This is a genomic window from Promicromonospora sukumoe (assembly GCF_014137995.1).
GTDB lineage: Bacteria > Actinomycetota > Actinomycetes > Actinomycetales > Cellulomonadaceae > Promicromonospora > Promicromonospora sukumoe.
This window is the reverse complement of the sequence record NZ_JACGWV010000001.1, coordinates 584126-608363: the sequence shown is the minus strand read 5'-3', so window position 1 is coordinate 608363 and position 24238 is coordinate 584126. Positions and strand designations below refer to the sequence as shown.

The window sequence follows — 24238 nt, the reverse complement described above, 5'->3', positions numbered from 1 at the left end:
ATGCGACCAGCCCTACGTTCACCTGCCGCTCCCCAGATGCCGCCCGGCCGACGCCTCACCCGAGGGACGCCGGCGCCGCCCGGCCGAACGTAGGCTCCGTCGCCGGATGCGCGCCCAGTGAGCGACGAACTCTACGTTCGACGCCGCCGGCCGCCGCGCCGGCGGCGCGTCAGCGACGGGCGGCGCTTCCGAGCGCGGCGAGCAGGTCCGCGCGGAACTGCTCGTCGGCCGCGACGGCCGACTTCTGGAGCCCTCGGCCGACCAGCCGCTCGTCCTGGTCGATCACCTCGCGCCAGCGCTGAACACTCGCCGGCGACAGCAGCGGGGCGAGCGTGGCCAGCGCCGTCACGGTGTCCTCGTCGCGGTACTCCCCCGCCTGGGCGGCGAGGCGGAGCCCGACGTCGTCGGCGTCGAGGTCGCACCCGGCCCGCACGAGCGCGGTCGCGGACGCCGCGAGTGCGATCGGATCGGCCAGGAATGTGCGCAGTGCTGCCTCGAGGGGTGCCGCCGCCGGGCCCAGCCGGGCCGCGGTGCGCGCGGCCGACGCGCGCTCGTAGCCCCAGATGAAGCTCTCCCGGCCGGACAGGCGCTCGGCCGCCTCGGACACCGCGCCGACCATGGGCGCCGGGTCGGCCGTGCGCTCCCAGAGGGTCGCCGCCGCCATCAGCTTCCTGTCGATGTCCGGCGTCGTCAGCCCGTCGTCCGGCAGGGGCGCCGCGGCGCGCTCGCGGAGCTCCTCGATGCCGAGGTCCGGCGCCGCTCCCGGGAGAAGGGGCTGGTCGAAGGTCAGCACGAGCGGCCGGGGTGCCGGGGTGGAGTCCGCCCGCGAACCGATGGTCTCCGCGAGCCAGCGCCCCTCGGAGTTGCCGGCGTGCTTCTCGGCCAGCGGGCGCAGCAGCTCGGTCGCGACCCGCGACGCCTCGCACGCCTGGGTCGCAGCCCAGAGCACGGCCGAGATGTCGCCGTCGGCCCGGTCCGCCGCTTCGAGCACGAGCCTGGCTGCCTCCGCACCGTGCCCGGCGTCGCAGAGCTCACCGACCACCCAGGACAGGGGCTCGTGCCGGTGGCCGTCGTGCAGACTGCTGCCGATGTCATCGAGGCCGTCGACGGACAGCAGCACCTGCTGGACCCGGTCGTCCCAGGGCAGGCCGGCGTCGAACGCGGCGAAGACGCTCGCCAGGCGCACCTCGGCGGCGCCGTCGTCGTAGGCCGCGGCGATCAGGGCAGCCTGCTCCGGGGCGTCGCAACGGACCAGCGCGATCAGGGCCTCCGCACGCACGACTGCGGCCGCGTCGCGCTCCAGGACCGTCCGGAGGGCGGGCAGCACGTCAGCGGTGCGGGCCTGCCCGAAGGCGTGCACGGCGGCCTGACGCACCTCCGCGTCGGGGTGCGTCGCGAACGAGAGGAGGCGGTCGATCTCGGCGCGGACGGCGTTCCGCACGTCCTCCTCCGCGCCCGGGGCCGTGTCCTCGCTCTCGGCCATCGCGCCGAGCAGCCAGAAGCACTCCGTGGGCGCGGCGCCGGCGACCGCGAGGCCGGCCAGGAAGGGGACCGCCGCGGCCGACGCCGAGTACACGGTGCCCTGATGACAGATCGAGCCCCACAGGTCACCCCCGGCGCTGTCGGGCCCGGTGTCCTGGTCGAGGGCGAGCGCCCGGAGCATCTCGGGGAGGTCGGTGGCGTCCCCGTAGGCGTGAGAGACGGTGGTCCAGTCGAAGGCCTCGACGGCGGCCAGGACGGCGGCTACCTCGGCGCTCGGAGAAGTGGTCTGCTGCGACATGGCGCAGAGCATGCCACCCGCCACCGACACCCGATGCGGCCTCCGGCCGGGAAGTGCCGAACGTAGGGTTGGTCGCTCTCTGAGCACTCAGAATGCGACCAGCCCTACGTTCGACGACCCGCCTCCGCGGGGCGTCCCGACTAGCCCGCGTACGCCTGCGCGTAGTCGGCGGTCGGGGGGATCGGCTGGATGACGTCGAGCAGCACGCCGTCGGGCGCGGGCACGATGAAGTGCCGCTGCCCGAAGCCCTCGTCCCGGAGCGCCAGCACCGGGGACAGGCCGAGGCGCTCGGTCAGTCGCGCGTGCACGGCGTCGACGTCGTCGACCTCCAGGTTCACGAGGACGCCGCGCGGGAGCGCGCGGTAGCCCTCGGGGACGGTGGGGTGGTCGTGGGCGACCACGGCGAGCTCGAACGCGCCGAGGCGCAGGCTGACGTACCAGTCGGACTCGTAGGTGCTCTCGAACCCGAGCGCGTCGCGGTAGAAGGTCGCCGCCGCGACGACGTCCTGCGCCATGAGGACCGGGTAGAAGCTGGTGACGGACATCGGACGCTCCTTTACGTACACTGTGTATGTAACGAGACCCACGATACATACACTGCGTACGTAAAGGAAGAGCCCGTGCCCCGTGCCTCCGCGGCAGCCGCCGCCCACACCGCCCGCCAGGTGCTCGACTCGGCGACCGACCTGTTCGCCGCGCGCGGCTTCGCCGCGGTCTCGCTCGACGACGTCGCCCAGGCCGCCGAGGTCACACGCGGCGCGGTCTACCACCACTACGGGAACAAGCAGGGGCTGTTCCTGGCGGTCGCGGCCCGGCTCCAGTCGCAGGTCGCGGACGCCGTCGTCGCGGCCGCCGACGGCGCGGGCAAGGACGGCGCAGGAGCCGACGGCGCGGGCAAGGACGGCGCGGGCAGAGACGGCGCGGGCAAGGACGCGCGCGAACAGCTCCGCGCGGGGTCGCACGCCTTTATCGACGCCATCACCGCCGGCCCGGCGCTGCGGGTGCTGCTCGTGGACGCCCCCGCCGTCGTCGGCTGGGCGGAGTGGCGCCGGCTCGACGAGGCGAACTCTGCCGCGCACCTGCGCGAGGCTCTCCGGGAGGCGGGCATCGCGAATGACCTGCTCGACGCGCTGACCGCGCAACTCTCCGGCGCGATGAACGAGGCCGCGCTCTGGGTCGCGCAGCAGCCGGACCGGGCGGCTTCGGCGCGGCAGGCGCACGCGGCGCTGGACCGCCTGCTCACGGCGGCGCTCCCCTGACCCAGGGGTACTGAGGAAGGTTCAGCAGGCCCCGGGCGACCGCTTCCGCAGCGGTAACGGTCGCCTCCAGCCTGCTGAACCCAGCTCAGTCCGGCCAGCCGCAAACAACAGCCTCAGCCGGGGTGGCCCGTCCGCCCCGTCCGCGCGGCCTGGACGATCAGCACGATCCCGATGACGACGAGGATCGGCCCGATCACCGCCCACAGCTCGACGCCCGTCATCGGGCTGCCGGCGAGGTAGCCGAGCCCTTGCAGCGTGAACACGCAGCCGATCATCACGAGGACGACGCCGGCCACGATCAGACCTGCTCTCATGGGGTGCCTCCGGTCAGTAGGTCAGTACTTGCGGGTGCCCAGGGTGGTCGACGAGATCATCGCGTCGTCGGTGTAGCAGTAGCCCCAGCCCTCGCCCGGCTCGACGGACCGCATGAGCGGGTGGCCGGACTCCTTGAAGTGCGCCGTCGCGTGCTTGGCCGGGGAGGAGTCGCAGCAGCCCACCTGCCCGCAGACCAGGCAGCTGCGCAGGTGGACCCAGGTGCCGCCGAGGGCCAGGCACTCCGGACAGCCCTCCCGGTTCTCGGGCTCGAGGACCGCGACCTGGTCCAGGTGCGTGCACTCGTCGGTCATCGTTCGGTCCTCACGTCGCTCCGGTGGGTCTCCGGCCACGGCACGTACCGGCCGCGGCGGATGGCACAGAGTCTAGGCCGGGGACGCCGCCGGGGGCAGGGCGTCACGGGTGCTCTCCCGGGCCGTGATCCGGTGCGGCACCACGACGTGCTCGGCGGGGGCGCCGGGCTCGGCGATCCGCCGCATCACGAGGCGCACCGCCTCCGCGGCGAGCCGGGGCAGGTCGGGCGTCACGGTGGTCAGGGACGGCACGGAGAACTCGCCGTCCTCGATGCCGTCGAACCCGGCGACGGCCACGTCCTGCGGCACCCGCAGCCCGTGCTCGTGCAGGGCGCGCAGCGCGCCCAGCGCCATCAGGTCGTTGAAGCAGAACACCGCGTCGAACGCGACGCCGCGGTCGATCAGCCCGGCCACGGCGTCGGCGCCGCTGGCCCGGTGGTAGTCCGTGGTCTCGACCACGAGCGCCGGGTCGGCGGCCACACCGGCGTCCGCCAGCGCGGCCAGGTAGCCCTCGCCGCGCAGCCGGCCGGTGCCGTCGCCGCTCTGCAGGCCGATGCCCGCGATCCGACGTCGGCCCAGGTCCAGGAGGTGCCGCGTGACGTCCCGGGCCGCCGCGACGTTGTCCACGCCCACGTGGTCCACGCCCGCGGGCTCCCCGTACTCCCCCAGCAGCACCAGCGGCGTGCCGTCCCGCCGCTGCGCGACCTCCGCGACCGGGGTGACCAGCGGGCTGAAGACGACGCCGTCGACCAGGTGGCTCGGCAGCCCGTCGAGCACGGCGCGCTCCCCGGCCAGGTCGCCCGACGTCTCCTCGATGAGCACCGACTGCCCCACCGCCCGCGCCGCCGCGGCCAGCTCGGAGGCCAGCCCCGCGAAGTACGGCGACGTCAGCTCCGGCAGCGCGATCGCCAGGAACCCGGCCCGCCCGTGGCGCAGGCTCCGCGCCGACGTGTTGGGCCGGTAGCGCAGCTCCGCGATCGCCGACTCGACCCGCTCACGCGTCTCGGGACGCACGTTCGGGTGCCCGTTGATCACGTTCGACACGGTCTTGAACGAGACCCCGGCGCGTTCCGCCACGTCGCGCAACGTCACCCTCACTGATCGCCCCTGACCTGGCCGTGAACTCGGTCCGCCCGTGCCGCTGGGCCCGGCGGAGCAGCGCTCCGTACGGTGGGGACACTGCTCCGGCAAGGCTAGACCACCGGCCGGGGCGGCTTGGTCTGGGCGGCTCGGCCGGTGCGCCGTCCGGCCCGACGGCGGCAGCCCGGCCTGGCCCGACGACGGGACGACGGCGACCCGGCCCGACGCCGGGGATAGCCTCAGCCGGCGGGACCGCACGGTCCGCCACAGGCGTGAGAGGAAGAAACGTTGGATCACCCCCGGGTCCGCGAGACCACCGAGCAGGACGAGTCCGCGGTGCTCCAGCTCATGACGGAGTACATGACGTGGGCGCTCGCGACGTTCGAGCAGACCTACGGCTTCGCGATGGGCACGAACGCGCGGCACACGAGCGCGGATCTGGACAAGTTCCGCAGGCCGTCGGGGCTGCTGGCGATTGCCTGGGCGGACGGCGGAGCGGCGGACGGCGGGACGTACACGGCCGGCGCCGAACCCGCCGGCGTCGCCGCGCTGCGCGTGCAGGACGGCGGCGTGGTCGAGATCAAGCGGATGTTCGTGCGCCCCGGGCACCGCGGGACGCACCTCGGCTCGGAAATGCTGGACTGGCTGCTGGAACGCTCCCAGGACGACCTCGGAGCCCACATCGTGCGCCTGGACAGCAACCGCTTCATGGGCGACGCGCACCGCCTCTACGAGTCGCGCGGGTTCGTCGAGCGCACGCCGTACGCGGGGTCCGAGATCCCCGCGGAGCTCCAGCACCTGTGGCGGTTCTACGAGCTCCGGCTCGGCTGACCGCGCCGCCGACCGCCCGACCGACCGCCCTTGCCGACCGCAGGTTATCCGTTGTAACTTCGCCCGTGGTTATCCGTTGTAAAGGAGCGACGGCCACGTCATCGAGGACGTGGCGCGCAGCCGCCCGAAGGGACACCACACCATGGAGATCCGGCTCGTAGCCGCCCTCGCCACCGTCGCGCTGGTCGTCAGCGCGGTGGCCCTGCCCGCCGCGGGAGGCACGCCACCGGCGACCGCCGCACCCGCCACGACCGACAGGACCGGCACGGACCGGGCCGCCCTACCGTCGTCGGGCACCACGTACACCAACCCGATCACGGACCCGTTCTCGGACACCTACGCCGACCCGGCCGTGATCCGCGGCAAGGACGGCTGGTGGTACCTGTACGCGACGAGCGACCCGCTGGTCACCGGCGGCCCGTTCGGCGACATGCACGTGGCGAAGTCCCGCGACCTGGCGAGCTGGGAGTACGTGGGCACCATCTTCGACGACGAGAACAAGCCGGCCTGGGCCGCGGACGCCTCCTACTTCTGGGCGCCGGACATCCGGTACGTGGACGGCCAGTACGTCATGTACTACACGGTCACCGACACCGCGGCGAACCCCGATCCCTGGGACTACACGATCGGCGTGGCGACGGCGCCCACCCCGACGGGACCGTGGACCGACTCCGGCGGCCCCGTCCTGGACCCGCGCCCGGCGCCCGGCGGCGGCTACCTCAACACGATTGACCCGGCTCTCTTCGCCGACGACGACGGTTCCCGCTACCTCTACTTCGGCGGCTTCAACGGGGGCATCTGGGTCACGGAGCTCGACGAGACCGGGACACGCGCCGTCGGCGAGCCCACGCGCGTGACCGTCGCGGACCGCTACGAGGGCGCGTTCGTGGTCAAGCGGGACGGCTGGTACTACCTCATGGGGTCGTCGGCGAACTGCTGCTCCGGCCCCGTGACCGGGTACAGCGTGTACACCGGCCGGTCGAGGTCACCGCTCGGCCCGTTCACCGACCACGAGGGCGTGGGCATGAACGAGTCCCGTGTGGGCGGCACGCTCGTCGTGGCGCAGAACGGGAACCGGTGGATCGGCGTCGGGCACCACGCCGTGTTCTCCGACGTGTCCGGGCAGGACTGGATGCTGTACCACGGCATCGACCGCGACGACGCGTGGCTGAACGAGCCCGGCGGCGTCAACCGCCGGCCGACCCTGCTGGACCGGATGGACTGGATCGACGGCTGGCCCGTGGTCAACGCGGGGGCGGGCCCGAGCGAGGGCGCGCAGACCGCGCCGGTCGCCGCGAGCGAGCTGGGCATCGTCAGCGCCGACCCGGCCTCCGGGCACGCGCTGAGGCGCGTCACGGGCACGCTCGCCCGGGGTACGGACGGCTCGGGCGACGCGGGCTCGATCGCGCGGCTGGTCCCGGACCGGCGGCACTCCGCCGTCGTGCAGACCAAGGCCGCCCCGCGCGACGTGCGGGTCGAGACGGACGTGCGCCTGCCCGACGCCGACGGCGCGTTCACGGTGCGCGTGGGCGGCGCCGGGCCGGCCGCCGTGTCGGTGCGGCTGGACGCCGGGGCGCACGAGCTCGTCGTCGGGCAGGGACGGCAGACGGCCCGCGCGGCGCTGCCGGAGACCACGGACCTGACCGACTGGCGCGTGCTGACCGTCGAGGCGCGCGACGGCGGGATCGCCGCGCGGCTGTCGTCGAGCGGGCTGGGCGACGTCGACGCCGAGGTGCGGTTCGAGCCGCGGACGCCGCTCCCCCGCAAGGCGCCGGTGCGCCTCGTGGCCGACGGCGCCGAGGCGCAGCTCGACAACCTGACCGTCGTCGCCGCGCACGAGCCCGTGACCGAGCGGGTCGCCGAGCCGGAGGCCGGTGCGGTCACGTTCGCCGAGGAGTTCGACGGCGGCCTGGACGCGGGCTGGCGCTGGCAGCACGGCCCGGCCGACGTCGACGTCGCGGACGGCGCCCTGACCTGGCCGCTGACCGGCGCGGACCTGGTCGGCACCAGGAACGACGCGCCGGTGCTCCTGCGCGACGCGCCCGAGGGCGACTACGTGCTGGAGGCCACGGTGCACCTGCCGCTGGGCGAGGACACGGTGCGCAACTTCCAGCAGGCGGGCCTCATGGTGCACGCGGGCGACGACGACTTCCTGCGGCTCGGCTCCGTGTCGATCGGCAGGACGCGTCAGGTCGAGTTCGGCAAGGAGCTCACGGCCGACGGCGCGGTCCGGTTCGGCGGCTTCGTCTCCGGGCCTGTGGCCGACACGATGCACCTGCGGCTGTTCCACACCACGGACCCGGCCACGGGCGAGCACCGGTACCGGTCGGCGACGTCGCGCGACGGCGAGACCTGGCGGTTCGGCGCGACGTGGACGTTGCCCGCCGACACCGACCCGGCGGTCGGGATCTACGCGGGCGGCGGCGCGGCGCCGGCGGTGAGCGCGGTGTTCTCGGACGTCCGGCTCCGCGAGCTGGGCTAGGCCCGCTCCCCCTCCCCTTTGAGACCTAAGTTTCTTCGCTTTGAGCCGGCTCAAAGCGAAGAAACTTAGGTCTCAAAGGAGGTTGGCCTCGACCGGCTGAACCCCGGCCGGCTGGGCCCGGCCGGCCGACGTCGGCTCACGGTGCGGCGGTGCCGGGCGTCGTCGTCAGGGACCAGCTCGCCAGCAGGCTCAGCGCGCGCTGGGACGGCGAGCCCGGCTCGGCCGAGTAGACGTACAGCGTCGTGCCGGGGTCGCCGGGCAGGGCGAGGGTCTCGTACTCGACGGTGAGGTCGCCGACGACGGGGTGCCGCAGCCGCTTGGACCCGTACGTGCGCTGATAGACGCGGTGCTCGGCCCACCAGTCGCCAAACTCGGGGCTGGCCTCTCGCAGCTCCGCGATCAGCGCGGACGTAGCACGGTCGGCGGGGTCGTTCCCGGCCTCCAGCCGCAGGTTCTCGACAGCGGCGCGGGCCTGCTCCTCCCAGTCGACGAACAGCGACCGTGCGCCGTCGTCGAGGAACATCCAGCGCGCGTAGTTGCGGCGCGGCGCCGGGAGCCGCTCGAAGTCGGTGAACAGGGCCCGGCCCATGCGGTTCTGGGCGAGCACGTCGGCGCGGCGGCCCAGCACCAGCACGGGCGCGTCGCCGAGGGCGTCGAGGAGCTGGTACAGCCCGGGACGGACGCGCTGGACGGGACGGGTGCGCGGCTGGACCGACGCGGAGCCGAGCCCGATGAGGTCGGCCAGGTGGGCACGTCCGGCCTGGTCCAGCCCGAGCGCTCGCCCGATGGCGTCGACGGCCGACGGCGACGGCACGATCCGCCGTCCTTGCTCCAGCCGGGCGTAGTAGTCGGTCGAGACGCCGGCCAGGAACGCGACCTCCTCGCGGCGCAGGCCGGGCACGCGGCGGACCCTGCCGTCGGCGGGCAGGCCGGCGCGTGACGCGTCGCCCTGGCTGCGCGCGCGACGCAGGAAGTCCGCCAGCTCCGTGTTCTTCCCGGCCATGCCTCCATTCTGGGCGGGCCACCCCACGCGGCGCAGCCGTCAGGGTGGACCTCCGCGTCCTAGTCGGCCGCGACCCAGGACGCAGGGGGCCGCATATGGCGCTCTGCAGCGCAATTCCGGGCGGAAGTCTTGACGGGTCGGCACGCCGCGCCGACCCGACCCGACCTCCGAGGAGACACCATGTCCTACCCCACCGACCGCCCCGCCACCTGGTTCGTCACCGGCGCCTCCCGCGGGCTCGGCCTTGAGCTCGTCCGGCAGCTCCTGGAGCGTGGCGAGAACGTCGCCGCCACCACCCGCTCCACCGAGCGCCTGACCAACGCGCTCGACGACGTCGACACGAGCCGGCTGCTCGCCCTGACCGTCGACCTGGCCGACCAGGCGCAGGTGAACCGGGCTGTGGCTGCGACGACGGAGCGCTTCGGCGGCCTCGACGTCGTCGTGAACAACGCCGGGTACGGCTACCTCGCCGCCGTCGAGGAGGTCTCGGACGACGACGCCCGCTCGATGTTCGACGTCCAGGTCTTCGGCGTCTGGAACGTGCTGCGCGCGGTGCTGCCGCGCTTCCGGGCCCAGCGCAGCGGGCACGTGATCAACGTGTCCTCGATCCTCGGCCTGCTCTCGTTCCCCGGCTGGAGCCTGTACGCGGCAGGCAAGTTCGCGCTGGAGGCGATCACGGAGTCCCTGGCCGCCGAGGTGGCGGACCACGGCATCCGCGTGAACCTCGTCGAGCCCGGCTACATGCGCACCGACTTCCTGCGGCCCGTGTCGCTCGGCCTGCCGACGGACACGAACGAGGCGTACCCGGCCGTCCGCGAGATGGTCGAGCAGCACCTCGGGATGCCGGGCACCCAGCTCGGCGACCCCGCGAAGGCGGCCGCGGCGATCATCACCGTCGCCACCTCCGGCGCGGCGCCCCTGCACCAGATCCTCGGCTCGGACTCGCTCGGCCTGGCGGCCGGCCGCCTCCAGAGCCTGTCCGACGACGTCGAGGCCTCCCGCCCGCTCGCGGCGACCACGGACATCCCCGAGGCGCCGGCGGCCTGAGGCCTCCCGCGCAGGGCGCCCGGCGTCCGGCGCGGTCGAGAACCATGGAGGCCCGGAGAAGATGCTCGCGATCGGGGTGTGTTGCTCTGCGTCGACATTGTCGACGCAGAGCAACACACTCCCCGGACCAACACTCTCCCCGGAGCCTCGCCCGATGCGCCTGTCGTCCTGCGACGTGCCGGCGGCTCGACGTCGGGTGGCCCGGGCCGGCCCCCAGCGCGGCGGCTGTCGCGCGCCGGACCGACACCCTCACCTTCGAGACCTAGGTTTCTTCGCTTTGAAGCCGTCCAAAGCGAAGAAACTTAGGTCTCAAAGGGGATTGCTCCCGACCGGCTGGGCCCAGTCCGGCTAGACCGTGGCCGGGGTCGTGTAGGCGCCCGTCGCGATGTCCTCGACCAGGGTCGGGCCGGTCGGCGTCCAGCCGAGCAGCTCCCGCGTCGCGGTGCTCGTCGCGGACATCTCCGTGCCGAAGAAGCCGCCGATCCAGCCGAAGTGCGCCGTGACGTCGTCGGGCGCGATCGAGGCGACCGGGAGGTCGAGGGCCGCGCCGATCGCCTCGGCGATCTCGCGGCTCGTGACGCCCTCCTCTGCGACGGCGTGCAGCCGCGCGCCCGCCGGGGCCTTCGCCAGGCCGAGGGCGACGAGCCGCGCGGCGTCGGAGCGGTGGACGGCGGCCCAGCGGTTGGTGCCGTCGCCCGGGTAGCCGGCGACGCCGTGCCGGCGGGCGGCGTCGGTGATCACCGAGATGAACCCGTGGTCGCCCGCGCCGTGCACCGTCGGCGAGAAGCGGAGGCTGATCGCCCGCACGCCGCGGTCGACGTACTCCAGCGCGAGGTTCTCGGCGCCACCGCGGGGCGAGTCGGGGCCGTGGGACGGGGAGTCGTCGGCCTCGGTCGCGGGGCGGCCCGGCGCCAGCCCCGGGCGGTCCTGCGAGAGCCCGGCGACGCCCGCAGCGAACAGGAACGGACGGTGCGAGCCGGCGAGGGTGTCGGAGAACGTCTGCACGGCGGCGCGCTCCGCGGCGTTGGACGCCGCCGGGTTCGCGAAGTCGTGCTTGTTCGCGAGGTGCAGCACCGCCTCGGCGGCGTCGGCGCCCCGGCGCAGGCCGTCGAGGTCGTCCAGGTCGCCGCGCTGGACGCGGACGCCCTTCGCCTCGAGCGCGGACGCCGACGCGTCGGACCGGGCGAGCGCCGTGACGGCGTGACCGTCCGCGAGCAGCTCGTCGACCACGGCCGACCCGATCCAGCCGGATGCTCCAGTGACGAAAACCTGCATGGTGAACCTCCAGTGATGTCTGTGACTGACGTCAGTCACAGACATCACCATACGCGCGACGTCAGCCGCTGTCATCACCTAGACTGGAGCCATGGTCAGATGGCAGCCCGGCACGAGCGAGCGGCTGCAGGCCGCCGCCCTGGAGCTCTTCGCGAGCAACGGCTACGAGCAGACGACGGCCGCGGAGATCGCGCAGTCGGTCGGCCTGACGGAACGCACCTTCTTCCGCCACTTCAGCGACAAGCGCGAGGTGCTGTTCCACGGCCAGCAGCTCCTGGTCGAGGCCTTCCTCGGCGGCGTCGCGGCCGCGCCCGACGATGCCCCGCCGATGGAGCTGGTCGCCGCGGCGCTGGGGGCGGCGGAGGAGTTCTTCCCGGCCGAACGCCGCGACCACTCCCGGCTGCGGCAGACCGTCATCGACCAGAACCAGGCGCTGCAGGAGCGGGAGCGGCACAAGCTGTCGGTGCTGGCCGCGACGCTGGGCGACGCGCTGCGCGCCCGCGGCGTCGCCGAGCCGGCCGCCACGCTCGCGGCGGAGTCGGCGGCCACGGTGTTCGGCGTCGCGTTCACGCAGTGGATCGCGCCCGGCGAGGACCGCTCGATCGGGGAGATCGAGCGGTCGGTGCTCGCCGAGCTGCGCGACCTCATCGCCGTCGCCCCCGTCGGGAACGCCTGACGCCACTCAGTCCCAGCGGAACAACAGCGCCGCGGTCACCGAGCCCACCACGACCGTCACGCCCAGGCTGATCAGGTGCGCCGGCTCGACGGGAGCCCCGACCCAGGCCGCCGCGAGCGCCTGGACCGCTGCCCCGAAGGGCAGCCGTTCGCCGAGCTCGGCGAGCGGCTCGGGCAGGCTGCCGGGGCCGCCGAACATGCCGCCCAGGGCGCCGAGCGCGAAGAAGCCGACGAGCCCGATGGCGACCGCGGAGTTCGGTGTGGGCGCGACGGCGGCCACGATCATCCCGACGGCGTACATGGCCGCCATGGCGAGCACGTAGACCCCGGCGGTGGTCGCGAGGTCGGCCGGAGGTCGGGCGCCGAAGCCGAGGAACGACACGGCGACGGCCAGAGCGAGCCCGAGGACGGTCTGCAGCACGCTGACGACCACCTGCGCGACGAGCACCATCGCGGGGGACGCGGGGGTGACGGAGAGCCGGCGCAGGATGCCGCTGCGGCGGTAGTACGCCAGGAAGCTCGGCATGTTGATGACGCCGATGGTGGCGATGACCATGGTCAGCACCAGCGGCAGCACGTAGGCCTCCAGCACGGTGAAGCCGCCGGTCACGACCTGGTCGCCGGCCGCCTGGGCGCTGGTCAGGAGGATGAGGAGCGGCAGGCCGAGCGGTACGACGAGGCCGGCGGTGTCGCGCGCGACCATCTTGGCCTCGCAGACCACGAGGGTCAGCCAGGACCGCGGGCCCGGCCGGTGGACGGCGATGGTGGGGGCGGTGGTGCTCATTCGGCTGCCTCCAGCTGCTTTCCGGTGAGGGCGACGAATGCGTCGTCGAGGGTGGCCGCGCCCGCTCGCGCGGTGAGCGCGGCGGGCGTGCCGACGTCGACCAGCCGGCCGGCGTCGAGCAGCGCGACCCGGTCGCAGAGCCGCTCGACCTCCTCCATGGCGTGGCTGACGAGCACGACGGTGACGCCCTCGTCCCGCAGGTGCTCGACCGTGGCCCACATGCGGCGCCGGGCGCGCGGGTCGAGGCCGGTCGTGAGCTCGTCGAGGATCACGACCTGCGGCCGGCCCACCAGCGCCAGGGCGATCGACACCCGCTGCTGCTGGCCGCCGGACAGCTTCTCGAAGCGCACGCGGCGCTGCTCCTCCAGGCCGACGAGCTCCAGGAGCTCGTCGGCGGGTCGCGGGTCGGGGTAGAAGCTGCGGTAGAGCCCGAGCAGCTCGGCCACGGTGAGCGCCCCGTGCAGGTAGGCCTGCTGGAGCTGTACGCCGAGCACCTGCCGCACCCGGGCGCGGTCCCGCCGCGGGTCCAGGCCCAGCAGGCGGACGCTCCCCCGGTCCGGCCGGCGCAGGCCCGCGATCATCTCGACGGTGGTGGTCTTGCCGGCGCCGTTGGTGCCGAGCACGCCGAGCACCTCCCCGACGTCGACCCGCAGGCTCAGGCCGTCGACCGCGACCTTGTCGCGGTACCGCTTGACCAGGCCCTCGGCCTCGATGGCGGGCACCCCGCTCTCCTTCGTGTCGCTGCTCATGTCCGACGACGCTAGGTGCCCGCCCCGGGCCTGCGCCTGTGCCGTCGGTCAGGGATGTGAACCATGACTTTCGGCACGGGCCGACGTCGGCCACCGACCGTAGGGTGACTGTCATGCGGCTCGGGACGGAGGAGTGGTCGGGGCTCGCGATGCTCGTGGTCGCGCTCGCCCTGGCCGGGCCGGTGCTCTTCGGGCACGCGGGCACCACGATCCCGCGCGGCTGGTGGATCGCGCTGTTCGTGCTGCTGATGGTCACCCTGCTGGGGTCCCTGGTCCGCGAGCGGGCCGACCTGGTGCGGCACACGATGTTCGCGACGGCGGTCGTGTCGTCGTGGGCGGTGGTGCTCACCGCGCCCGAGGTCGGGCTCATGCCGGTGCTGCTGGTCGTCATCGCGAGCGTCAGCGTGTACGTCGCGCCGCTGCGTGTGGGCTTCATCGTCGTCGGCCTGAACACGGCGGTGCTGGTGGTGCTCACGGTCCAGCGCGACAACGGGCTCGCCGACGCCCTGGTCGGCGTCGGGTTCTACCTGCTCATCCAGCTCGCGACGATACTGAGCTCGATCACGCTCATCCGCGAGCAGCGGCTGCGCCGCGAGCTCAGCCAGGCGCACGTGGACCTGCGGGCGGCCTCCGCGCTGCTGACCGAGTCCGCGCGGACGGCGGAGCGGCTGCGGATCTCGCGCGACCTGCACGACCTGATCGGCCACCAGCTCACGGTGCTCACCCTGGAGCTGGAGGCGGCTCGGCACCGCGACGGCGACCAGGCGCGCGACCACGTGGAGCGGGCGAACCGGGTGGCGCGCGAGCTGCTGGCCGACGTGCGGACGACGGTCGGCGAGCTGCGGACGGCGTCGTCGGACCTGACGGAGGCGTTCCGCCAGGTGGTGCGCGACCTGCCCGACCTGGACGTGTCGATCGACGTGGGCCCCGACGTGCAGGTCGACGAGGAGCAGACGGCGGCCCTGGTGCGCGCCGTGCAGGAGATCGTCACGAACACCCTGCGGCACGCCGACGCCCGCGCGCTGCGGATCTCGCTGACGGCCGGGCAGGACGGCGTGGTCCTGTCCGCGCGGGACGACGGGCGCGGGTTCCGCGAGCTGGTGCCCGGCAACGGCCTGCGCGGCCTGGCCGAGCGGTTCGAGGCGCTGGGCGGCGGGGTCGAGTTCGACGGCGCCGACGGCTTCCGGGTGACGGCGCGGGTGCCGACGTGAGCGGGGGCGCCGACGTGACGCGCGTCGTCATCGTCGACGACCAGACCCTGGTGCGGCACGGCATCCGGGCGCTCCTGGAGATCGCCGACGTCGAGGTCGTGGGCGAGGCCGACGACGGCGCGTCCGCCCTGGAGGTGATCGCCGACGTCGCGCCGGACGTCATCCTGCTCGACCTGCGCATGCCCCGCTACGACGGCCTCTGGACCCTGGACCGGCTCCGGGAGCAGGGCAGCGACGTGCCCGTCCTGGTGCTCACCACGTTCGACGACGACACCCTGGTCCTCGACGCGCTGCGTTCCGGGGCCCGCGGGTACCTGCTCAAGGACGTGACGGTCGAGCAGCTCACGCGCGCCGTGCACGCGCTGGCCGGCGGCGGGACTCTCGTGGCGCCGTCGATCACCGACCGGATGCTGCGTGCGCTCCGCTCCTTCCCGACGTCGGACGACGGCGACACGTTCGCCGTCCAGCCGCTCACCGACCGCGAGACCGAGGTGCTGCGCCTGATGGCCGAGGGGTACACCAACCGCGAGATCTCGGGCGCGCTGTCCCTGGTCGAGGGCACCGTGAAGAACCACGTCTCGGCCATCCTGCTCAAGCTCGCGGCCCGGGACCGGACCAACGCCGTGCTGCGCGCCCTCCGCCTGGGCGTGCTCGGCTAGCGCCCCTCCTGGTACGGGATGACGACGCGGTTGATGATCAGCAGGCACGCCGCCGCGACCGGGACGGCGACGAGCGCGCCGAGCACACCGCCCAGCGCCGCGCCCGCCAAGGCCGCGACGATGACCAGGACGCCCGGCATCGACACCGCGCGGCTCATCACGCGCGGCGACAGCACGTACGCCTCGACCTGCATGTAGACCAGCAGGCACGCCGCGACGACGATCGCCGCGACCGGGCTCACGGTCAGGGTCGCGAGCGTCACCAGGACGGACCCGATGACGGCACCCACGACGGGGATGAGCGCCGCGACGAACGCGATCACGGCGAGCAGGATCGGGGCCGGGCTGCCCGCGAACAGGGTGAGCACCAGCGTGAACGTCGCGTTCATCGTCGCCAGGAGGAGCTGCCCGGAGACGTACCGGCCCACGGAGTCCAGCACCTCGTCCAGCAGCGAGCCGGTCATCTCGCGCCGGGACCGCGGCACCAGCCGCAGGACGGCGGAGACCATGCTCGGCAGCGACAGCGCGAAGTAGATCGTCAGCGCCGTGGTGATGATGACCGCCGTGACGCCGTTGACCAGGCCCGTGCCGACCTGCAGCACGCCGCCCGCGATGGCCGAGAGCTGCCGGGGGTCCGTGAGCAGGTCGGTCAGCGAGGACAGCAGCCCGTTCAGGTCCAGCGCGCCCAGGTTGCTGGTCGCCCAGGCGTACCAGGCCTGGTCGGGCAGGGTGCGCAGCAGCTCCACCAGCCCCGCGCCGAAGCTGCTGACCTGCGGGACGGCGATCGGCAGCACCGCCACGACGACCAGCGCGATCACCACCAGAGACCCGACGACCATCACCGTGGCCGCCGCCCAGCGGGGCAGTCCCCGGGCGGTCAGCTGCTCGATGCCGGGCTCCAGGGCCAGCGCCAGGAAAAGTGCCACGCCGACGTACACGAGCACCGTCGCCACCGCCGAGAGCGCGCCCAGCAGCGCGAGGGCCGCACCGACCCCCAGGGTGGCGAGCATCGCGTAGCCGAACGGGTTGGCGGGCAGCCCGACGACGGCGCGCTCGCGGCCCGAGGACCGTCCGCCCGCGATCCGCGCCGGCCGCGCGGCTGTCGCGGGCCGCGCCGGGCGGAAGCTCGCGTCGAGGTTCCGCCCGGCGGGCAGGCGTGGCGGGGTGCCGGGGCGGTGCAGCAGGCGGGCCATGACGCTCCATCGTGAGTCCGGGTGTCCGCGGTGAACACCTGGTGCGCCCAGCCTCCCGGAAAACCCGCCCGCCTGTCGCCGACGCGCAGGGACGTCGTCAGCCGAGCATCTGGCGGGTCTGCGTGAACAGGCCGCTGTAGGCGTTCAGCGCGGGCTGCCCGCCCAGGTGCGCGTAGAGCACGTTGCTGGTCGCGGGGATGTCGCCGCTGGTCACGAGGTCGATCAGCCCGGCCATCGACTTGCCCTCGTACACGGGGTCGATGATGACGCCCTCCAGCTCGCCGGTGAGCCGGATCGCGTCGAGCGTCGACTCCACCGGGATGCCGTACAGGTCGCCGGCCCAGCCGGGCAGCACGGTGATCTCGTCCTCCCGCAGCGGCCGGCCGACGCCGATCAGCTCCGCCGTGGCGCGCGCGATCCGGGCGACCTGGTCGCGGGTCTCGTCGAGCTTGGCGCTCGCGTCGATGCCGATGACGCGCCGCGGCGGACCGCCCGCCTCCTCCAGCGCCGCGAACCCCGCGATCATGCCGGCCTGGGTGGAGCCCGTGACCGCACAGACGACGATCGTGTCGAAGAAGACGCCGAGCTCCCGCTCCTGCTCCTGGACCTCCTCGGCCCAGCGTGCGAAGCCGAGGCCGCCGAGGCGGTGGTCGGAGGCGCCCGCCGGGATCGCGTACGGCGTGCCCCCGCGCTCCTTGACGTCCTCGATCGCACGGGCCCAGGAGTCCTTGAACCCGATGCCGAAGCCGGCCGGGTCGAGCCGCACCTCGGCGCCCATGATGCGGCTCAGCATGATGTTGCCGACGCGGTCGGCGACCGAGTCGGGCCAGTCGACCCAGTTCTCCTGCACCAGCACGGCCTTGAGCCCGAGCGACGCGGCGACCGCCGCGACCTGGCGCGTGTGGTTGGACTGGTAGCCGCCGATCGAGACCAGCGTGTCCGCGCCCTGGGCCAGGGCCTCCGGGACGATGTACTCCAGCTTGCGGGTCTTGTTGCCGCCGTAGGCGAGGCCGGCGTTGCAGTCCTCGCGCTTGGCCCAGACCTGGGCGCCCCCGAGGTGGGCGGTGAGCCGGGGCAGCGGGTGGACCGGGCTGGGCCCGAAGGTGAGCGGGTGGCGGGGGAAGTCGGACAGGCTCAACGGTGCTCCTCGGGGGTGGGCTGCTCGGGCTGGTCGGCGGGCTGGTGGGACTGATCGGGCTGGCCGGGCTGGTCGGCGTCGGTGGGCAGGGTGGACCAGGTGTCGAAGGCGACGGCGGCCGCCGCCTCGGCGTCGCCGGCGGCGCAGAGCTGGATCAGCTCCTCGTGCCGGGCGAACGACGCGCGTCCGCCCAGCGAGGCGAACCGCAGCCGTTCCGCGCGGCGCAGCACGGGCGTGTACTGGTCGAGCACGGCGGACAGCGCCCGGTTGGCGGCGACCGTGACGGGCACGCCGTGCAGCACGTCGTCGGCGCGCAGTGCCGCCTCGACGTCGCCGCGCTCGATCGCGTCCCGGAACTCGCGTTCGGCCGCGCGCATGGTGTCGAGGTCGTCCGTCGTGAGGCCGGGCACCGCCGCGCGCACGGCGACCTCGTGCATCGCGGCGACGACGTCGCGCGCGTCCCGCACGTCCCGGAGGTCGAGGGAGCTCACGGTCGTCGAGCTGCCGGGCCGGGCCACGACCAGCCCGGCCTCGGCCAGCCGCAGCAGCGCCTCGCGCACGGGCGTGCGGCTGACGCCGAGCCAGGCCGCGAGCTCGCCGTCGCGCAGCTGCTCCCCGGGCGCCAGGCTGCCGTCGACGATCGCGTCGCGCAGCCGGCCGTAGACGTCGTCACGCAGCAGCCGGCGATCGATCGCGGGCACACTCCTCGGAATGGGCATGCAATATATTAGATACAGCACCCCGCGCTCTGGCAACCCCCGCCTGCTCCGGCCAAGGGCAATGCACACCCGCCCGGTGTCGCCCTGGCAAGTGCCCCGCGGCTCTGAACGACCCGCACTCCCGACGCTGACGGCGCAGCCCAAGGCCCACGCGCCCTGCCGCAGAGCGCTCCGCGCTTGGCACACTATTCCTGCCCGGACATATGAGATCGGTCGGTGGCATCGAGACCGGTCGGGCGTTGGACCGGTCTCGATGCCACCGACCGATCTCAAAACCTCACCTCAGGGAGGTGCCGAGTTCAGCACCTCACCTCGGGGAGGTGCTGATCTCAGCAGCCCTCAGCGCGTCGCGCGCGGCCGGTGCCGCAGCGCTCGGCCCGGGCGCGCATCGGTGCGGGCCCCGTCCTCGATCACGGGGACGCCACCCACCAGGACCCACGGGATGCCGGCGGCAGTCAGGCGCGGCTGGTCCGGCGTCGCACGGTCGGCGACGGTGTCCGGGTCGAAGACGACGACGTCGGCCACGTAGCCCTCGGCGATCCGACCCCGGTCGTGCAGACCGAGCCGGGCCGCGGGGCGGGCAGAGAGGTGCACGATCATGTCGGCGAGCGACAGCACGCCCTCCTCGCGCACGTACCGGCCGAGGTAGCGCGGGAACGTGCCCGAGCCGCGCGGGTGCGGCTTGGCGCCGACCAGGATGCCGTCGCTGCCGCCCGTGTGCCGGGGGTGCCGCATGATCTCGCGGACGTTCCCCTCGTCGCCGACGTGCTGCAGGATGCTCGTGCCGAGCCGGTCGGCGAGCAGCAGGTCGAAGAACACGTCGGCCGGCGCCCGCCCCTCGTCCAGCGCGATCCGCGCCACGGTGCGGCCCACCCGGTCGCCGAGCGCGGCGTCGCGCACCCCCGCGATCTCGATGCTGTCCCAGTCGACGGGCACGCCGTGGCAGCCGTCGCTGCCGACGACCTCGACCTCGTGCGCGATCCACGCCCGCTCCCCCGGGTCGCGCAGCCGGGCCAGCGTCCGCTCCGGACCGCCGACCGCGGCGCGGCTCGGCAGCAGCGCGGACAGCGTGGTGGAGCCGGGGAGGTAGGGGTACGTGTCGAGCGTGATGTCGACGCCGTCCGCGATCGCCCGGTCGACGAGCGCCAGCAGCTCCCCCGCGCGGCCACGGTTCTCGGGGAAGTTCATCGTCGCGTGCGTCAGGTGCAGGGCGCAGCCGGAGCGCCGCGCGACGTCGACCATCTCGGCGTAGGCGCCGACCGCCCCCGCGCCGTAGGACCGCTGGTGCGGGGCGTAGTACCCGCCGTGCTCCGCGACCACCTCGCACAGGGCGACGAGCTCGTCGGTGTCGGCGAACATTCCGGGCACGTAGGTGAGCCCGGACGACAGGCCGAACGCGCCCTCCCGCAGACCCTGGGCGACCTGCGCGCGCATCTCCGCGATCTCGGCGGGCGTCGCCCGCCGGTCGCCCGTGCCGACGACGTTCATCCGGACGGTGCCCTGCGGCACCAGGTACGCGACGTTGGTCGCGCTGCCGCGCCGGTCCACCTCGGCCAGGTACTCCGCGACGGACCGCCAGGAGAAGTCGACCCCGTCCGGGATGCCGTTCCAGCCCGCGATCTGCTCGCGGACCAGCGCCATCGTCTCGTCGGTGACGGGCGCGTACGAGATCCCGTCCTGGCCCACCGCCTCGGTCGTGACGCCCTGCGTGACCTTGGCGAGGTGCTCGCCGTCCGCCAGGACGGCCAGGTCGGAGTGGGCATGCATGTCGATGAAGCCCGGCGCCACGGCCAGTCCGCCGACGTCGACGACGCGCGCCCCGGGCGCGTCGACCCGCCCGCCGACGGCGGCGATCCGGCCGTCCCGCACCAGCACGTCGCCGACGACCGGCTCCGCGCCGCTGCCGTCGACGACGAGACCGCCGCGCAGCAGCAGGTCCGAGTCAGACCGCGTCGACACGAACCAGCTCCCGGATCCCGCGAGCCTCCAGCGCGGCGGGGTCCGCGGCGGCGGCGCTGGTCACGACGGTGACCTCCACGCCCTCCTCGCGCAGCGCGTGCCAGCGCTCGAAGACCGCGCCGCCGGGGCCGAGGGACGGCCGGGACAGCGGCAGGTCGTCCGCGTCGACGTCGACCACCACGGCCACCGGCCGCCCCGAAGAAGCAGGACGCGCACCAGCACGCCGCGCCTCCGCGACCACCTCGGCGAACCGCCGCCCGAGCGGCTTCACGTTGTTCTCGGTGTCGAGCAGGCCGAGCGAGTACTCGAGGTCCTTGTAGTCGCCCAGCTCGCGGGTCACGTCGTGCGAGCACCACCAGGTGACGGCGTAGAGGTCGTCCGTGGTGAGTGCCGCCTCGATGGTGCGCGCGCAGAACTCGGGCATCTCCGACTCGGCGAGGTTCATCGAGGGCGCCCCGACCTCCTGCAGCCAGACCTGCCGGCCGGGCTGCGCGGCGAACGCCTTGGACAGCTCGATCATCCACTCGGCGTGCCGCACCGACTGCGGCGACAGCGCGCCGTACGTCGCGGCCGTGCCGTTGAAGATCCAGGAGTGCACGGTCGTCACGTCGCCCAGGCGCGAGGCGTGCGCCGGCACGAACGGGTGCTCGTCGCGGTACCAGAGGTGGTCGTTCTCGCTGTGCGTCACGAGGTGCCCCGGGTCGCGGTCGCGCGGGGCCTCCAGCAGCGACGTCAGCCAGTGCGTGATCTCGTCGCGCTTGGCGGGCATCGCGGCCGGGTTGGGCCGCTGGAACTGGTTGAGCTCGTTGCCGAGCGTCAGGCCCAGGAAGTTGGGCTTGTCCCGGACGGCGTCGTAGACCGCCGCGACGAGGTCGACCTGCGCGTCGATCGCCGGCTGGTCGGTGAACATGTTGCCGTCGTGCCAGTTCACGAGCCAGGCCGGCACGAAGTCGAAGCCCGACATGTGCCCCTGGATCACGTCGACGGCGATGTCCAGGCCCTGCTCGGCCGCGAGGTCGGCCACGAGCGCGATGTCGTCCAGGGCGCGCTGCCGGATCAGGGTGCGGTTGGGCTGCAGCACGGGCCACAGGGGGAACACCCGGACGTGGTCGACGCCGAGCGCCGCGATGGCCTCGAAGTCGGCGCGCACGACGGCGCGGTCGATCGCCATCCACTGGAACATCCAGTCCTTCGACGGGGTGTAGTTGACGCCGAAACGCGGGGTGGTGGTCAAGGGCCTGCCTCTCAGGTGGATCAGATAACCAAGGCGTGGGGTGGTCAGGCGGGGGCGGTCAGGCGGGAGTGCCCGGCGCCGCGGACGTCGACTCGCGCACCATGAGCTGGCGCCCGCCGACCGTCTGCGAGGTCACGGCGTCACCCCGCACGAGCCGCTCCAGCAGGGCGACGGCGGTGCGGGCGCTCTCCTCGACGGGCGCGTCGAGCGCGGTCAGGCGCGGGCGCACCAGGGTGGAGACCCAGGAGTCCTCCCAGGCGACCACGGAGAGCTGCCCGGGGACGCTCACCCCGAGCTCGGGGGCGTGCGCGACGATCTCGGCGGCGATCACCTCGCTGTCGACGATGATCGCCGTGACGTCGCCGACGCGGCCCAGCAGGTCGGCCACGGGGTCGGCGGCCTCGGCGTCCCAGACGGCGTAGGACGGCTCGACGCCGCTGTCGGCGGCGGCCTCGGCGAACCGCCGGTCGCGGGCCTGGGTGTGGGCGAGGCCGGGCGCGTCGTTGACCCGCGCGACCCGGCGGTGGCCGAGCTCGGTCAGGTGGGCGAGCACGGCCGCGAACGCGGCGTCGTCGCGCACCGTGACCGCGGGGACCGCGGCGTCGACGGGGGCGCCGAGCACCACGGCGGGCGCGCCGAGCGTGCCGACGAGGTCGAGCCGCGGGTCGTCGGTGCGTGCGTCGACCAGCAGGAACGCGTCGACGCGCTGCTCGGCCCACCACTCGCGGTAGACGCGCGCCTCGTCGTCCGCCCCCACGAGGGTGAGCGAGAGCGACCAGCCGATGTCCGCCAGAGGCTGGGTGAGCCCGGCGACGAGCCGCATGAAGAAGGGGTCGCGACCGAAGGTGTCGCTCGCGCGGGCGATCACCAGCCCGAGGCTGCGCCCGCCCTGGCCCGACACCTTGCGGCTGGCGTAGTTGGGGCGCCAGTTGAGCTCGTCGGCGGCCTGCCGGATGCGCTCGGCCGTGGCGGCCGAGACGTTGGGCCGCCCGTTGAAGACGTGGGACACCGCGGACGGCGACACTCCGGCACGGCGGGCCACCGCGGCGATCGTTGCTCGTTTCGGGGGTGTTTCGGTCACGCGCCAGACACTACGGGGGTTGACCCTCGAAAGTAAAGCGGTATACATTCACGGCCAGCCAGATTGTGTACCGCTTTACAAAGGCCCGGCACGCAGATGTGCCCCGCCCGTCTCGATCGACACACCGCAGTTCCAGGTCGACAAGCTCCAGGAGGTCCCGTGTCACACGGCATCAGCAGGCGCACCTTGTTGGGCGCCGCCCTCAGCGGCGGAATCATCACCCCGCTGCTCGCCGCGTGCGGGCCGCTCGCCCCGGCGTCCAGCGGCTCCGGCGCCCTGACCGTGCACACGCAGATCAGCGGCGCGGTCGCCGGCGCGCAGGTGTTCTCCGACGTCGTCGCCGCGTACCAGCGCGCCACCGCGCGCAAGGTCGCGCTGCTGAAGAACGGCTCCGACCTGCCCATCGTGTTCGAGACGAGCACGCTCGCGGGCAAGGAGGCCGACGTCGCGATCGTCAACATGATGGGCCGCACCCTGTCCTGGACCCGCCTGGGCGCGACCGTCCCCGTCAACGACTACCTCGACGACTGGGGCCTGCGGGACCTGATCATCCCCGAGGCGCTGGCGGAGTGGACCGACGACGAGGGCCGCCTGCGCGCCTTCCCGTTCACCCGCACCAACTGGCCGGTGTCGTTCAACACCGGGCTGCTGGAGGAGGCAGGCGTAGGCGCGATCCCGACGACGTCGGACGAGCTGATCGCCGCCGCGGACGCCCTGCGCTCCAAGGGCATCGGCCCCGTCACCGTGGGCGGCTCCGACTGGAGCGGCCAGAAGATGTTCCTGCAGATCCTCCAGGGCTTCATCACGCAGGACGAGGCGCGCACCGTGTTCTCGACCGGCAAGATCTCCGAGAGCCCCGGCGCCGTCGCGGGCGTGGAGCACTTCGTCGAGCTGCGCGACGCCGGCGTCTTCGTCGACAACGTGCAGGGCTACACCTCCGACTCGGAGCTCACGCAGTTCAACACGCGCAAGGCCGCCATCGTGCCGGCCATGTCGTCGGCCCTCGCGCTGGTGCCGAACGAGCGCGCGGCCGAGGTGACCGTGGGCGGCTGGCCCGTGCCGTCCAGCGGCGGCGTGCTGGAGCGCCCGAGCGTCATCAAGAGCTTCAACGGCCACGGCATCTGGATCAGCGAGAACGGCATGAAGAAGTTCGACCTGATCAAGCCGTTCGTGCAGAACCTGTACACCCCCGAGGTCACGGACGAGTTCATCCTCGGGTCCGGCCGCGACATGAGCCGCGTCACCGACACCGTGAGCCAGGACTTCCCGCTCGTCGCCCAGGGCTCGCGCCTGACCGACGACGACGTGACCCCCGTGATGCTGCCCGACCTGCTCATCCCCGACGCCGTGTTCGAGCCGATGATCCAGGCGACCGCGCTCGCCTACGGGTCCGCGCCCGCCGACCGGATCATCGAAGCCTTCGAGAAGTCATACCAGGCGGTCTGACCGCTCG

Annotated in this window: 23 protein-coding genes; 8 read left to right on the top strand and 15 right to left on the bottom strand. The window is 73.6% G+C overall.

Translation table 11 applies throughout. The features are described 5' to 3' along the window. Positions 1–169: 169 nt before the first annotated feature. Together FHX71_RS02755 and FHX71_RS02750 are read right to left on the bottom strand one after the other, a co-directional pair. The gene (locus FHX71_RS02755) at positions 170–1780 is read right to left on the bottom strand and encodes a HEAT repeat domain-containing protein (RefSeq protein ID WP_182614313.1); all 1611 of its coding nucleotides are present in this window, start codon (positions 1778–1780) and stop codon (positions 170–172) included. Between the two features lie 140 nt (positions 1781–1920). After that, positions 1921–2325 carry a VOC family protein gene (locus FHX71_RS02750; protein WP_182614312.1) on the bottom strand — a complete coding sequence of 135 codons (405 nt, stop codon included), beginning with the start codon at positions 2323–2325 and terminating at the stop codon, positions 1921–1923. Positions 2326–2400: 75 nt separating this feature from the next. On the opposite strand from FHX71_RS02750, the gene FHX71_RS02745 reads away from it, so the two are divergent. Then, complete coding sequence (locus tag FHX71_RS02745) at positions 2401–3039, top strand: TetR family C-terminal domain-containing protein (RefSeq protein WP_182614311.1); 639 nt, start codon at positions 2401–2403, stop codon at positions 3037–3039. 113 nt (positions 3040–3152) lie between these two features. On the opposite strand, the gene FHX71_RS02740 is transcribed toward FHX71_RS02745, so the two are convergent. From FHX71_RS02740 to FHX71_RS02730, 3 genes are all read right to left on the bottom strand, one after another. Then, complete coding sequence (locus FHX71_RS02740; RefSeq protein ID WP_182614310.1) at positions 3153–3353, bottom strand: hypothetical protein; 201 nt, start codon at positions 3351–3353, stop codon at positions 3153–3155. Positions 3354–3374: 21 nt separating this feature from the next. Then, complete coding sequence (locus FHX71_RS02735; RefSeq protein ID WP_182614309.1) at positions 3375–3665, bottom strand: UBP-type zinc finger domain-containing protein; 291 nt, start codon at positions 3663–3665, stop codon at positions 3375–3377. A gap of 72 nt (positions 3666–3737) precedes the next feature. Beyond that, on the bottom strand, positions 3738–4763 hold the full coding sequence (locus FHX71_RS02730) for a LacI family DNA-binding transcriptional regulator (protein WP_182614308.1): 1026 nt from the start codon (positions 4761–4763) through the stop codon (positions 3738–3740). A gap of 270 nt (positions 4764–5033) precedes the next feature. Between FHX71_RS02730 and FHX71_RS02725 the strand changes: the two genes are divergently transcribed. Both FHX71_RS02725 and FHX71_RS02720 read left to right on the top strand, forming a co-directional pair. Further along, positions 5034–5576, top strand: coding sequence for a GNAT family N-acetyltransferase (locus tag FHX71_RS02725; RefSeq protein WP_182614307.1), 543 nt, complete (start codon positions 5034–5036; stop codon positions 5574–5576). Positions 5577–5718: 142 nt separating this feature from the next. Next, positions 5719–8058 carry a glycoside hydrolase family 43 protein gene (locus tag FHX71_RS02720; RefSeq protein WP_182614306.1) on the top strand — a complete coding sequence of 780 codons (2340 nt, stop codon included), beginning with the start codon at positions 5719–5721 and terminating at the stop codon, positions 8056–8058. 136 nt (positions 8059–8194) lie between these two features. Here FHX71_RS02720 and FHX71_RS02715 read toward each other — a convergent pair whose 3' ends face one another. Beyond that, complete coding sequence (locus tag FHX71_RS02715) at positions 8195–9061, bottom strand: helix-turn-helix transcriptional regulator (RefSeq protein WP_182614305.1); 867 nt, start codon at positions 9059–9061, stop codon at positions 8195–8197. 180 nt (positions 9062–9241) lie between these two features. Between FHX71_RS02715 and FHX71_RS02710 the strand changes: the two genes are divergently transcribed. Further along, complete coding sequence (locus FHX71_RS02710) at positions 9242–10108, top strand: SDR family NAD(P)-dependent oxidoreductase (protein WP_182614304.1); 867 nt, start codon at positions 9242–9244, stop codon at positions 10106–10108. A gap of 348 nt (positions 10109–10456) precedes the next feature. Here FHX71_RS02710 and FHX71_RS02705 read toward each other — a convergent pair whose 3' ends face one another. Further along, the gene (locus FHX71_RS02705; protein WP_182614303.1) at positions 10457–11383 is read right to left on the bottom strand and encodes an SDR family oxidoreductase; all 927 of its coding nucleotides are present in this window, start codon (positions 11381–11383) and stop codon (positions 10457–10459) included. 91 nt (positions 11384–11474) lie between these two features. On the opposite strand from FHX71_RS02705, the gene FHX71_RS02700 reads away from it, so the two are divergent. Continuing rightward, positions 11475–12059 carry a TetR/AcrR family transcriptional regulator gene (locus tag FHX71_RS02700; protein WP_182614302.1) on the top strand — a complete coding sequence of 195 codons (585 nt, stop codon included), beginning with the start codon at positions 11475–11477 and terminating at the stop codon, positions 12057–12059. 6 nt (positions 12060–12065) lie between these two features. Here FHX71_RS02700 and FHX71_RS02695 read toward each other — a convergent pair whose 3' ends face one another. Beyond that, positions 12066–12842, bottom strand: a complete 777-nt coding sequence (locus FHX71_RS02695) for an ABC transporter permease (protein ID WP_182614301.1) — start codon at positions 12840–12842, stop codon at positions 12066–12068. Next, the gene (locus FHX71_RS02690; RefSeq protein ID WP_182614300.1) at positions 12839–13591 is read right to left on the bottom strand and encodes an ABC transporter ATP-binding protein; all 753 of its coding nucleotides are present in this window, start codon (positions 13589–13591) and stop codon (positions 12839–12841) included. Before FHX71_RS02690 ends, FHX71_RS02695 begins: the two co-directional genes overlap by 4 nt. A gap of 113 nt (positions 13592–13704) precedes the next feature. Here FHX71_RS02690 and FHX71_RS02685 point away from each other — a divergent pair, with 113 nt between their 5' ends. Both FHX71_RS02685 and FHX71_RS29915 read left to right on the top strand, forming a co-directional pair. Then, positions 13705–14802, top strand: coding sequence for a sensor histidine kinase (locus FHX71_RS02685; protein ID WP_246402164.1), 1098 nt, complete (start codon positions 13705–13707; stop codon positions 14800–14802). Beyond that, a complete protein-coding gene (locus FHX71_RS29915; protein ID WP_312876901.1) occupies positions 14799–15461 on the top strand; it encodes a response regulator in 663 nt (220 codons plus the stop codon). Before FHX71_RS02685 ends, FHX71_RS29915 begins: the two co-directional genes overlap by 4 nt. Here the strand turns inward: FHX71_RS29915 and FHX71_RS02675 are convergent. From FHX71_RS02675 to FHX71_RS02650, 6 genes are all read right to left on the bottom strand, one after another. Beyond that, the gene (locus tag FHX71_RS02675; RefSeq protein ID WP_182614299.1) at positions 15458–16654 is read right to left on the bottom strand and encodes an AI-2E family transporter; all 1197 of its coding nucleotides are present in this window, start codon (positions 16652–16654) and stop codon (positions 15458–15460) included. The genes FHX71_RS29915 and FHX71_RS02675 overlap by 4 nt on opposite strands. Before the next feature lie 97 nt (positions 16655–16751). Beyond that, positions 16752–17792, bottom strand: coding sequence for a 1-aminocyclopropane-1-carboxylate deaminase (locus FHX71_RS02670; protein ID WP_182614298.1), 1041 nt, complete (start codon positions 17790–17792; stop codon positions 16752–16754). Next, positions 17789–18511, bottom strand: a complete 723-nt coding sequence (locus tag FHX71_RS02665) for a GntR family transcriptional regulator (RefSeq protein ID WP_182614297.1) — start codon at positions 18509–18511, stop codon at positions 17789–17791. The genes FHX71_RS02670 and FHX71_RS02665 overlap by 4 nt, the downstream gene beginning before the upstream one ends. 339 nt (positions 18512–18850) lie before the next feature. After that, a complete protein-coding gene (locus FHX71_RS02660) occupies positions 18851–20470 on the bottom strand; it encodes an N-acyl-D-amino-acid deacylase family protein (RefSeq protein ID WP_182614296.1) in 1620 nt (539 codons plus the stop codon). After that, positions 20454–21704, bottom strand: a complete 1251-nt coding sequence (locus tag FHX71_RS02655) for a glycoside hydrolase 5 family protein (RefSeq protein ID WP_220489441.1) — start codon at positions 21702–21704, stop codon at positions 20454–20456. Before FHX71_RS02655 ends, FHX71_RS02660 begins: the two co-directional genes overlap by 17 nt. Before the next feature lie 58 nt (positions 21705–21762). Continuing rightward, positions 21763–22785, bottom strand: coding sequence for a LacI family DNA-binding transcriptional regulator (locus FHX71_RS02650; protein WP_182614295.1), 1023 nt, complete (start codon positions 22783–22785; stop codon positions 21763–21765). A 159-nt stretch (positions 22786–22944) separates the two neighbouring features. Here FHX71_RS02650 and FHX71_RS02645 point away from each other — a divergent pair, with 159 nt between their 5' ends. After that, the gene (locus FHX71_RS02645; RefSeq protein ID WP_182614294.1) at positions 22945–24231 is read left to right on the top strand and encodes an ABC transporter substrate-binding protein; all 1287 of its coding nucleotides are present in this window, start codon (positions 22945–22947) and stop codon (positions 24229–24231) included. Positions 24232–24238 lie beyond the last annotated feature (7 nt).

Coding starts and splice junctions, on each gene's coding strand:
- FHX71_RS02715 (WP_182614305.1), bottom strand. CDS start 9,061: ATGGCCGGGAAGAACACGGAGCTGGCGGACTTCCTGCGTCGCGCGCGC.
- FHX71_RS02685 (WP_246402164.1), top strand. CDS start 13,705: ATGCGGCTCGGGACGGAGGAGTGGTCGGGGCTCGCGATGCTCGTGGTC.
- FHX71_RS02700 (WP_182614302.1), top strand. CDS start 11,475: ATGGTCAGATGGCAGCCCGGCACGAGCGAGCGGCTGCAGGCCGCCGCC.
- FHX71_RS02710 (WP_182614304.1), top strand. CDS start 9,242: ATGTCCTACCCCACCGACCGCCCCGCCACCTGGTTCGTCACCGGCGCC.
- FHX71_RS02750 (WP_182614312.1), bottom strand. CDS start 2,325: ATGTCCGTCACCAGCTTCTACCCGGTCCTCATGGCGCAGGACGTCGTC.
- FHX71_RS02735 (WP_182614309.1), bottom strand. CDS start 3,665: ATGACCGACGAGTGCACGCACCTGGACCAGGTCGCGGTCCTCGAGCCC.
- FHX71_RS02675 (WP_182614299.1), bottom strand. CDS start 16,654: ATGGCCCGCCTGCTGCACCGCCCCGGCACCCCGCCACGCCTGCCCGCC.
- FHX71_RS02755 (WP_182614313.1), bottom strand. CDS start 1,780: ATGTCGCAGCAGACCACTTCTCCGAGCGCCGAGGTAGCCGCCGTCCTG.
- FHX71_RS02695 (WP_182614301.1), bottom strand. CDS start 12,842: ATGAGCACCACCGCCCCCACCATCGCCGTCCACCGGCCGGGCCCGCGG.
- FHX71_RS02705 (WP_182614303.1), bottom strand. CDS start 11,383: ATGCAGGTTTTCGTCACTGGAGCATCCGGCTGGATCGGGTCGGCCGTG.
- FHX71_RS02740 (WP_182614310.1), bottom strand. CDS start 3,353: ATGAGAGCAGGTCTGATCGTGGCCGGCGTCGTCCTCGTGATGATCGGC.
- FHX71_RS02665 (WP_182614297.1), bottom strand. CDS start 18,511: ATGCCCATTCCGAGGAGTGTGCCCGCGATCGATCGCCGGCTGCTGCGT.
- FHX71_RS02720 (WP_182614306.1), top strand. CDS start 5,719: ATGGAGATCCGGCTCGTAGCCGCCCTCGCCACCGTCGCGCTGGTCGTC.
- FHX71_RS02690 (WP_182614300.1), bottom strand. CDS start 13,591: ATGAGCAGCGACACGAAGGAGAGCGGGGTGCCCGCCATCGAGGCCGAG.